The sequence below is a fragment of the Spongiibacter marinus genome (assembly GCF_016906995.1).
Lineage (GTDB): Bacteria > Pseudomonadota > Gammaproteobacteria > Pseudomonadales > Spongiibacteraceae > Spongiibacter > Spongiibacter marinus.
Window position 1 is genome coordinate 1 of the sequence record NZ_JAFBBD010000008.1, and the last position, 10,636, is coordinate 10,636.

General features: G+C 55.1%; 9 protein-coding genes and 1 riboswitch. Of the genes, 6 read left to right on the forward strand and 3 right to left on the reverse strand.

The features are described 5' to 3' along the window. Positions 1-169: 169 nt before the first annotated feature. Positions 170-748 carry a hypothetical protein gene (locus tag HNR64_RS12715; RefSeq protein ID WP_204996823.1) on the forward strand — a complete coding sequence of 193 codons (579 nt, stop codon included), beginning with the start codon at positions 170-172 and terminating at the stop codon, positions 746-748. A 7-nt stretch (positions 749-755) separates the two neighbouring features. Here HNR64_RS12715 and HNR64_RS12720 read toward each other — a convergent pair whose 3' ends face one another. From HNR64_RS12720 to HNR64_RS12730, 3 genes are all read right to left on the reverse strand, one after another. Then, on the reverse strand, positions 756-2,327 hold the full coding sequence (locus tag HNR64_RS12720) for an alkaline phosphatase family protein (RefSeq protein ID WP_204996824.1): 1,572 nt from the start codon (positions 2,325-2,327) through the stop codon (positions 756-758). Positions 2,328-2,393: 66 nt separating this feature from the next. Further along, positions 2,394-4,124 carry a hypothetical protein gene (locus HNR64_RS12725; RefSeq protein WP_204996825.1) on the reverse strand — a complete coding sequence of 577 codons (1,731 nt, stop codon included), beginning with the start codon at positions 4,122-4,124 and terminating at the stop codon, positions 2,394-2,396. Positions 4,125-4,214: 90 nt separating this feature from the next. Further along, positions 4,215-6,065, reverse strand: a complete 1,851-nt coding sequence (locus HNR64_RS12730) for an alkaline phosphatase PhoX (protein WP_204996826.1) — start codon at positions 6,063-6,065, stop codon at positions 4,215-4,217. A 319-nt stretch (positions 6,066-6,384) separates the two neighbouring features. Further along, positions 6,385-6,511: riboswitch (guanidine-I (ykkC/yxkD leader) on the forward strand. Between the two features lie 60 nt (positions 6,512-6,571). Between HNR64_RS12730 and HNR64_RS12735 the strand changes: the two genes are divergently transcribed. Genes HNR64_RS12735 through HNR64_RS12755 form a run of 5 tightly spaced genes read left to right on the forward strand, consistent with a single transcriptional unit; the run spans position 6,572 to position 10,618 of the window. Further along, complete coding sequence (locus tag HNR64_RS12735; RefSeq protein WP_204996827.1) at positions 6,572-7,612, forward strand: putative urea ABC transporter substrate-binding protein; 1,041 nt, start codon at positions 6,572-6,574, stop codon at positions 7,610-7,612. A gap of 58 nt (positions 7,613-7,670) precedes the next feature. Beyond that, entirely contained in the window at positions 7,671-8,486 is an 816-nt protein-coding gene (locus tag HNR64_RS12740; RefSeq protein ID WP_204996828.1) for an ABC transporter permease, read from the forward strand. Further along, a complete protein-coding gene (locus tag HNR64_RS12745) occupies positions 8,483-9,259 on the forward strand; it encodes an ABC transporter ATP-binding protein (RefSeq protein WP_204996829.1) in 777 nt (258 codons plus the stop codon). Before HNR64_RS12740 ends, HNR64_RS12745 begins: the two co-directional genes overlap by 4 nt. Next, complete coding sequence (locus HNR64_RS12750; protein ID WP_204996830.1) at positions 9,256-9,966, forward strand: urea amidolyase associated protein UAAP1; 711 nt, start codon at positions 9,256-9,258, stop codon at positions 9,964-9,966. Before HNR64_RS12745 ends, HNR64_RS12750 begins: the two co-directional genes overlap by 4 nt. A gap of 10 nt (positions 9,967-9,976) precedes the next feature. Further along, entirely contained in the window at positions 9,977-10,618 is a 642-nt protein-coding gene (locus HNR64_RS12755; protein WP_204996831.1) for an urea amidolyase associated protein UAAP2, read from the forward strand. Positions 10,619-10,636: the final 18 nt, after the last annotated feature.

Here is a 10,636-nt window from a genome sequence, read left to right on the forward strand (position 1 = left end):
GCTGTTGCAACTGAACCGGTGACTTACGAGAACGTCGTTGTGAGGAAGGCTAAGGAGGAATAAATGAGAGGTGGAGCTAAATGGATACCCCTTATGTATATACAGTATATCAACTGACTGGAAAGTCAATAAAGCCAACGCGTCGTTCTATGACAAATCAGGAGCTGGTATGCAATGCCCCCTCGCGTCACTCATCCACGATTACCGCCTAGCCTTGGCTGAAAGTGATACGGCGGCACGTTATTGCAGTGTGGCGACGGTAGATGGTCAGCAGGCGAGCACAAGAACGGTGGTACTGCGTGATATCACCACTTTAGGGCCAATGATTTTTATCAACGATAGCTCGCCAAAGTGGCCGGTGCTGATGGCCGGTGGCAGCGAGGTATTGCTGTTCTGGCCCTCGCAAATGTGCCAATACCGCCTGCGCGGTACATGGCAGGTGCTGGGTGAGGACGAGATGCTTGAGCATTGGCAGAACAAACCCGATGCGGCAAAGCTGTTGGATCACCTGTACCAGCGCCTCCCGCAAAGCTCGACGCTAACCTCAGCTGCGCAGCTGCGAGAGGAGCTCGATGGCTTGCGACAACGCTTTGCTGGCGCCGATATTCCCTTTGTCGGTAACGCGCGGGGAGTGGTTCTGGCAGTGGACTATCTGGAGTCCTGGTGCGCAGCAGCAGATGGGGTACACCAGCGCCGCCTGTATCGACGGATCAATGGCGACTGGCTCAGCGAGCCTTTGGTTCCTTAGGGACTGGCTATTCCACGTACGCTGGTTGTGGCAAGAGGCCGCTGACATAGGCCATTACATGGAAGAGAAAATTCTGCTCATTTGTGCCCGATAGCAGCGCTGCACCGGGGCCAATGGCGTAGACAGCAACATCCTCGCCGCCGTGAGTTTCACTACTGAGAGGAACGAGAGCGTCCTGTTGAAACCCTCTGTCCTGGGTGTCAACGCCGTGCAGATCGCGGCGACTGCCAGCCGCCGTCTGCTCTTGGGCGCTGAAATACTCAGAGCCGGGGCCGTTGGCATAAGCCAGGGTTGTGTAGGGCAGGCCATCTGCCGCGGTGCTTGGAGTATTGCTGCCCACGCTGACCACCTTACCCAGTATCGGGTTGCCCCGCCGAGGATAGCCTGCAATCGTGAAAACATGGCTGTGATCCGCTGTGACGACAATGAGAGTGTCCTCGGGGCTGGTTTGCTCTACGGCAAGTGCCACCGCCTCAGATAAAGCAATGGTGTCATGCAAGGCCTTACTGGCATTGCCAGCGTGGTGGCCGTGGTCGATGCGTCCCGCTTCAACCATAAGGAAAAAGCCCTGTTCATTTTTGCTGAGTAACGCGAGGGCCGCTTCGGTCATTTCCCTTAGCGATGGCTCGTTGTCAGGTTCGTCGCGGCGTTCTAGCTCATACTGCATGTGTGAGCCACTGAAAAGCGCGAACAGTTTTTCTGTGGCCGCTAAGTCGAGTGCATTCAGCGCTGCTTTACTATCGAGGTAGCGTGCTGCTGGGTATTGCTGCTGCCACTCAGCGAGTAAATTGCGCCCGTCAGTGCGCTGGCCCCCATCGATACCGGCGGGTAAAAAATGCCGTCGCCCGCCGCCCATAACCACGTCAATGCCGTCAACATCCACATTGGCAAAGCGGGCTTCCAGGTTTTTTTCAAAGCCGATTAGTTGACTGGCAATATCCTCACAGCCAGCTGAAATTGCCTGTTGTGGCAAGGTGCTGTTGTCTTCCCAGTTACGATCAGCCGATTTGGCATACGTCGCCGCGGGGGTGGCGTGGGTAACACGTGCGGTGGACACCAGACCTGTGGTCTTGCCGGCAATTTCTGCGAGTTCGAGCAGGCTAACTAGCGCATTTCCCGTGGCGCTGCTGCAATCGCCGCGGCGAGTATTTTCGTCAACGCCTAGCAAACCAATATTGGTTTTAACGCCCGAGACTATCGCGGTCATGGTGCCGGCCGAATCTGGGGTTTGAGCATCCACATTGTAGGTTTTTACCAGGCCGCTGAAAGGAAAACGGTCAAAGCTCAGGTTGTTTTCCTCCCCGGGCATTCCCTTCTGTTGGCCGTCGAGAATACGGGCGGCGGTAATAGTGGAAACCCCCATACCATCGCCGACAAACAGGATAATATTTTTGGCTTTGCCGTGAGCCTGGGCATAGGTTGTTTTGTCGAGTAGCTGGCGCTGCGCTTGCTGATACCAGGGGTTGGTTAGCGTATTTTCTAACAGTGGTGATGAGAGGTGCGGGGGTGGCGGTGTTTTGCTGCAGCCAACACCCGCAATAACGCCGAGAAGTAACCCAAACCGAAGATACAAGCGCATAGCGCCCCCTGAGCAGCCGGTAGATAGCACCGAAGTATAGGGCTGCTTAGGGGGTAATCCCAGTGGCTAGGGTTCCGCTTGCCAGTTCAGGCGCAGGTCCCAATGCCGCACTTTGTCGGCGGGTAACACGCTGGCTGTTTCAGGGTCGATCTCCCGGTAGACATTCACCGCTGGCGCAATATTGGGGTCGCGCCCATACACAAAGTCTTGGTCGGCAACAATCGTCATATAGGCTTTATTCAAGTCCAGTGCTCGGCGCAGTGAGGGCGTAATAAGTTGGTAAACATCTTTACCGGCCAGCGCAGCGGTATTTAAGCTGCCATCTTCATTGAGAAAGCGTTGACGAATTTCGGCGTTTTCTCGGAACTCATTGCCACCGCCCACTGTTGCCAGGTAGTCAGCGATTTCTCCGATCACTTCGCCATCGACCTTTTGTTGGCCAACGTAAGGTGCGTCTTGCATACCTTTCAGGTTGATATAGGACCAACCCTTGCTGCCAGTCACCTTGCGAGCAAAGGCGAAGGTTTGGTCAATGGTGGTGCCAACGGTTGTGTGGCAGCCCATGCAAAATAAGTTCTCTTCCTCGCTTTGCATTCGCAGGCTGCCTTGCTCATCTTCGATAAAGCCGAGCATCATCCAGCCAAAGCTGTTATCGGTTCCCTTGTCTCCGCGGTTGATATATTTGGGGATCAACTCATCGACTTTCTCCTGGCGCTCATTGCCATACATCGATACCAGGTGCTCCGGTGGATAGAACACAAACTTATTCATGTAGCGCAGCTCTTTCATACGAGGAGGCACGGTGATCTCGCCGCCTTCGTTGATACCGACATAGCGCACACTGTGCAGAAACTCCGTGCCCAGGGGGTATAGCATGGTTGCTACCACTTCATCGGCGGCGTCACCCACGTAGTGCTCAGGGCGTTTGATACGGTTGACTACGCTGAGTTCTTGGTCACCGTTTAGGTCGACGCAAAAGGCCCGCTCATCAATGTCCGGGGTCGAAATATCGTGTAGATCCTTAATAGCCATTTCCAGTATGGAGAGGTTTGCCAGATAGGCGTCTTTTGAATATTGGCCGTCACCGCCACAGCTGGCTTGGCGAAACTTAGCGGGCAGGCGAATCATGACATCGTCGGTTGCGCCATTGGTTGGCCAGAATGTGCTGGGCAGCGGTTTGTAATTGAAGGCCACCCAGTGGCTGCCATCTTTGGCAAAGCCGAGCTCATCGAAAGCCTTTGCCCCCAGTGCTAAATTTTTTAGCTCGGGAATGGGGCCCTGCCAGTCGCGGGTATTTTTAAGTTGTTCAATCAGCGGGCTGTAATTATCGGTATGGATATAGTCCAGCGCATGCTGGTCGCTGATTTTTTCAATGCGTTCGCGGCGATCTTCAAAAAGGTTGGTCCAGTGGTTAACTTCGCCAATGTCAGAGAACAGGTACGCTACCTGCTGACTGCCATCGTCCATGGTGTTGGGCCTGCTGCGATAGGGGTAGGTTTGGTGGCAGGTCATGCAAGGGTTGTACTTGGCTTCGTGCTTGGTATAGCACTGGGGTGGGATAACCGCCTCTGCATTGTAAATGGTTTCTGGTTTGGGCTGGCGCAGGGTCGGTGTTGGTGAAGCGGTGGCAATCTCGCCTGGAAACGAAAGACTGCTCAGCAGTTCCTGGTCTGCCGCCGGGAGCTTGTCCCCCGATTGCTCCGGCGCTTGCTGGCCAGGGGGCGCCGTTGTGTGGGCGTTGTCACCACTGCATGCATACAGCAAGGCACTGAGAAGAATCATCCAGGTTTTTTTCATTGCGGATACCAAAATGTTTACTAATAAAAAAGGGGCGAAGAATCCGCCCCTTTTGTTTACTGTTGCTTGGCCGATCGGCCGCGCGTCGTACTACAGAGCAGGATCTTCAAACAGCCAGATCACATTGTTCTCGTGGTTGCCAGTGTCTTCGCCAATCAACACTCGTCCATCGTCCAAGATCACCAGATTGTCGGGGTTGGAGATGTTATTTGTGTTACAGCGGTTTGCTGCGCGATCGCCGTAGTAGGGGCCGCCGACAAGCGCTGGGGTGAGGGTGTTGATGTCCACCAGGCCATCCTTTTCAACGAGCTTCATGCGGTAGACCACACCACACTTGCCGTGAGTGCCGTCTAGCTGAATGTCTCCGGCGCCGTCAGCCATAGTGGCGTCGAACGAAGACATGGCCAGATACATGTAGGCTTGGGCACCATCTGCAGCGCCGTTATTCCACCATGTGTCGGCCAAGCCGAAGTTGATGTTGATGCCTTCCATTTTGCGGAACTCAGCCGTTGCGCCCATTGCGGCAGCGAGTTTGCGGCTTTCAAGGAAGGCGACACGCTCGTCGGCAAAGGGGTTGGCGGCAACGCTACCGCTGTTGTCGAGGTCTTGCCCTGACTTGAATTCTGCGAAGGCCTGAATTTGCGCATCGCTAATGTGCTTGGCGTCGGCAAACGTGCCGTCGAAGCTCGCAATGGCGTTTTCGATATCGGCCTCATTGCCAGCACCGATCTCAATCCACTCCACAGCAAAGGCAGCTTCCGCTGGGTCAGTGATGCCATTGGACTGGGTGACTTTTGCGGCGTAGAGCTTGCCCGCGCTCATATCGTTAGCGGCGTTGGCCACAAACTTAAACAGCACTGTGCCGGTGCCATCGTCGCTGAGGAAGACGGTGCGGCGGTCTGGCATAACCACGGGGTTTTCGTGTGAGAAGCGCCCCATCAGCTCAAGTTTGTTCACTTCAACATCGGCAACATTGGCTGTTGCTGCAGTGTTGTTAGTGCCGATCTCGACAATGTAACCGTAGTCGTAAGGGTTGCCCCAGTTACCGCTGCGATCAAGCGGGTAGCCTTTGTATTCAGCAATCGCTTCGGCATTGGAGAAATAATTGGCATTGGCATTGAACCAGTCGGCTGTATTGTCAAAGTACAGTTCTTCTGCCGACAGTGGCGTGCCCCAGGGGCTTACGGTGCCAAAACAGTTAACCCAGGTGCCGTCGACACTGGAGAAGTCCAGCATACCTTCCTGGGTCGGGCTGTAGGTATCCGTTAAGCGAATACGGCTCATGCTGCCTGGGCGGTCTTCCCAGTTGGTATACAGGTAGTAGCCGGTGCCACCATCGGAGACGGCGCCGTTAAAGTCGGGGTCGTTAGAGCTTTTGATTAAACTGCCGTTAGCGCTGAGGATGTCACCCATTTTGTTGCCATCGGCGAGGTTGTCACCCTGCTGTGCCAACACAATGTAGCTGCCAGCGGCGCTTTGTACGGTTTCTTTTTGTGCCGTGGTGATCGGGAAGTCCAGAGCGGCGATATCGCCCATGTTGTTAACGTCGGCGTTAAAGTAGCCAACGGTACCTACGTTAAAGACCTTGCCAGCCGAATCGGTGGTTGTGTTAGAGCTGCTTGGGTGCTGAATATTGGAGAACAGCTTGCCGTCTTCGTTAACGAATATCCCGGTAAACTCAGCGCCGAGCGGAGCGGTAGCAAACCGTTTGAGGCCTTTAGGTGTCACCGTAGAGACGCCATCAGCACCATCTTGACCGTCTGCGCCATCCTGCCCATCAGCGCCATTTGCACCATTGCTTCCATCTACGCCCGCAGGACCTTGTGGGCCTACCGCGCCGTCTTGGCCATCGCTACCATTTCGTCCGTCATCGCCGCCGCAGGCTGACAATGTTGCAGCCAGAATAGCGGCAATGGAAGCGCTCAATAACTTCTTGTTCATAACAGTTCCCTAGAAAGAGGTGGATTGGTCTAGTTATAACGGGGGGCCAGTCTAGGGACGGACTATGACGGTTTAACAAAGAAAACATGTCGAAGTGTTGACGAATTTGTGACAACCACCAGGCTGACTGAGTGCGACATATTTGTGCGTTAGAACATTTTACGCTTCATTGGAGGGCGGTAGTGGCGGCAGATTCGATCGCCGCGGCCGGCGAGTAGCGTGAATTGGCGGTGGAAGTAGTGTTGGCATGGATTCTGTATAGAACACGGTGTCCGCACTCTTGGTATCGCAGGACATGCTGTCAAAGCATCACAATTTGGTAATGGAGAGCTAGGGTTCCGGTTGTGCACCTTGCACAACGTCTGGTCCGAGAGCTTTCGACCTCTTCCCCATCGATTGGATTCGCCACGGGATAGGTTACACGGCGGGACAAAAGCCCGGGAGACGATCGGCAGCCAGTTGCCAGGAGTGCTCTATTTACCGCGTAACGATGCCGGAGGCAGGCAATGAAACGAATAGCCGCATTACTACTTACTCTCTCATGTTCCTCTTTTAGTCTCGCTTCAGACAGCTTCAAAGTATGTTGGTCAATTTATGTTGGCTGGATGCCGTGGGGCTATGGTGACGAGCAAAAAATCGTCGATAAATGGGCGAAGAAATACGGCATTGAGATTGATGTCGTTCAGATCAACGACTACATCGAGTCAATAAACCAATACACCACCGGCGAGTTTGACGCCTGCACCATGACGAACATGGATGCGCTGACAATTCCCGCTGCCGGTGGTGTGGACAGTACCGCGCTAATTGTCGGCGATTTTTCTAATGGCAATGACGGGCTGGTACTGAAAAATACCGACTCACTTCAGGCTGTGAAGGGACAGCAAGTGAATTTAGTTGAGTTGAGTGTTTCCCACTATTTGCTGGCGCGCGCACTGGATAGCGTCGGCATGAGCGAATCTGACGTTACCGTTGTGAATACCTCCGACGCCGATATGGTCGCTATCTACCCAACAGCGGGGGTAAGTTCTGTGGTGACCTGGAACCCATTACTCAGTGAAATTCTCACCATGCCCGGCGCAAACAAGGTATTCGACTCTTCTCAAATACCCGGCGAAATTATCGACCTGCTCGTGGTGAACACCGAGGTATTAAAGAAAAACCCTGCTCTGGGTAAGGCGTTAGTTGGCGCCTGGTATGAAATCATGGCGACCATGAGCGCCCCAGGAAAGGCAGGCCTCGCTGCTCGCACGGCGATGGCAATTGCGTCGGGGACGGACACTGCCGGCTACGATGCGCAGCTGGCCAGTACGAAAATGTTTTACACGCCCAGCGACGCGGTCGCTTTCACCCGCAGCAGTGACCTGAAGTCAACCATGCAGAGTGTGGCTGAATTCTCGTTTAACCACGGTTTGCTGGGTGACGGCGCTCCCGACGCCGGTTTCATCGGTATCGAAACGCCTGTCGGTGTCTATGGCAATCCGGCAAACATTAAACTGCGTTTTAACCCCAGCTATATGCAAATGGCGGCTGACGGCAAATTGTAAACCGTGCCCGAGGGTGGCGCCTGCCACCCTAACCATTTTTCTCAGCTGGGATGCTTCTATGAAACGATTGATTAATCAGCAGCCGACGCGGGTATGGGGCATTGCCTTGTCATTACTGCCCTTTGTATTCCTGCTGGTGCTTTACGTCACGGCCTCTGATGCACGCTTGGCGGAAAACCCCCAAGACAAGCTTTTACCCAGTTTCTCTCAGATGGGCGAAGCGATGCAGCGCTTAGCGTTTGAGCCGAGTAAGCGCACCGGGGAGTACCTGTTTTGGCAGGACACTCTCAGCAGTTTGCAGCGCCTGGGTTTGGGTATGGCAATTGCCGCTGGCTTGGGGATGTTGCTCGGTTTGAGTACCGGCGCCTTTCCTGTTGCCTATTCCGGTGTTGCGCCACTGCTGACGGTGGCATCACTGATACCGCCAATGGCGATTTTGCCGATACTGTTTATTGTCTTTGGTTTGGGGGAGGTGTCTAAGGTCGCGCTTATTGCTATTGGCGTAACGCCCTTCGTCGCGCGCGATATCCAAAAGCGCTGTCTGGAAATTCCCCGGGAACAGCTGGTAAAAGCGCAAACACTGGGTGCCAATAGTGGGCAAATAGTCTTGCGGGTGCTGATCCCCCAATTGATGCCTCGGCTAATTGATTCCTTGCGACTGTCGTTGGGGAGCGCGTGGTTGTTCCTTATCGCCGCAGAAGCCATCGCCTCTACCGATGGCCTCGGGTATCGGGTGTTTCTTGTTCGTCGTTACCTGTCGATGGATGTGATTCTGCCCTATGTTGCCTGGATCGCGTTGCTGGCATTTGTTATCGACTTTGCGCTGCGCAAGCTGAGTTTGTGGGCCTTTCCCTGGCAGGAGAATCGCTCATGATCGAGATTCGCAATGTATGGAAGCGCTACGGCGACAACGTCATTCTTGAAAATATTTCTGCCACGGTTGCTGAAGGCGAATTTATCACTTTGGTCGGGGCCTCGGGCTGTGGCAAGAGTACCTTCCTGCGCATGTTGTTGGGCACTGATGTGCCCAATCAGGGTGAGATTCTGCTGGACGGCAAAACCATTGCCGATGAGCCCGATGCCGAGCGCGGCGTGGTCTTTCAGCAGTACTCGGTGTTTCCCCACATGACCGTGTTGGAAAACGTCATTATCGCCCGTGCGTTTGAGAAGACCCACCTGGGCTTTCTCTGGGGCAAGCGTAAGCGCGCTGCCCGCGACGAAGCGATGGCAATGCTGGAAACGGTGGGGCTGTCACATATGGCGGCACGTTACCCGGATGAACTCTCCGGCGGTATGCGCCAGCGACTGGCGATTGCTCAGGCCTTGATTCTAAAACCTCGGATCTTATTGCTGGATGAGCCTTTCGGAGCGCTCGATCCCGGCATTCGCGCCGACATGCACGCGCTGGTGCTGTCGCTGTGGCGCCAGCACAAGCTCACCGTGTTCATGGTGACCCACGATCTGGCTGAGGGTTTTCATCTGGGCACCCGTCTGTGGGTGTTCGACAAGTTACGTCTCGACCCGCAAGCGCCCAATCGTTTCGGTGCAGGTATTACTTACGACCTACCCGTTGGGCAGTGCGAGCCTGAATTACTGCAAGAAATTGACAGTGGCCTGAGCAGCTCAGGCCAGGAGTTAGTCTCATGAATCATTATGAAACCACCATCGCGCCGGGCGGCCACTGGTCGCTGGAGCTGCGTCGCGGCACCATCCTGCGGCTGCAGGATATCGACGGCAATGGTAATGCCGGGCTGTTGTTTTATAACCCGCGCAACCTGCTCGAGCGCTACAACGCGCCGGACACGCTCAAGTGTCAGCACACCTTCAAACTCACTCGTGGCAACTGTCTGTACTCGGATATGGGGCGCATTTTTGCCTCGATCGTTGACGATGATCTGGGCTGGCACGACACCGTGTGTGGCAATAGCCACGCCAGCCATATTGATGCGCGCTGGGGCCGTCGCGATTACCAACACGACCGCAACGACTGGCACCAGAACGGTCACGACGCCTTTCTGGTTGAGCTGGCGAAATACGGTCTTGGCGCCGCAGACATGGCCGCCAACATCAATGTCTTCAGCAAGGTGGAAACTGACAACGAGGGCAATCTGCACTTGGCCACCGACCACAGTGCGCCGGGCAGCACGCTGACTCTGCGCATCGAGATGGATTGCCTGGTGCTGATTCACGCCTGTCCTCACCCGCTGAACACTGCTGCCGACTACCCGCGCTGCCGCATTGGTGTGGAATTGAGCGTGGCCGAGCCGATGACCGAGGACGATATCTGCCTCAATCACTGCGACGAAAACCGCCGTGGCTTTGCCAACAACGCACTGTATTACCTGGGCGCCTGAGGAGAGAAACATGATTAAACACAGTGAACGCCTCGCCGCTACCGCGCTGCGCCGCGAGCAGATCGACGCCGGGGATTACTACATTGCGAAATTGGGCGCCGGCGAAGTGTTGCGTATCCTCGATTTAGAGGGGAATCAGGCGGCGGATACGCTGTTCTTTTGCGCCGACGATCCCGCCGAGCGCTACAGCGCCACCGACACCATTCGCGAACAGGGCAATGTCTATCTGAGCGCCGGTTCGGTGCTACGCAGTACCCTTAACCGCCCGATGCTGGAAATAGTGGCCGATACCTGTGGTCGTCACGACACCTTGGGTGGTGCCTGCGCCAGCGAAAGCAATACCGTGCGTTACGACCTGGAAAAACGCTGCATGCACGCCTGTCGCGACAGTTGGATGCTCGCTATTGCCGAGCACCCCGAGTACGGGCTGAGCAAGCGCGACATCGGCCACAACATCAACTTTTTTATGAATGTGCCGGTCACGGCCAATGGCGAACTGAGCTTTGCCGACGGCATTTCCGGCGCGGGGAAATATGTGGAACTGAAAGCGCTGGTCGACACCATTGTGCTCATTTCCAATTGCCCGCAGCTCAACAATCCCTGCAATGCCTACAACCCGACCCCGGTCGAGTGCCTGATCTGGACGGCCTGATTAACAAGCGATCCAACG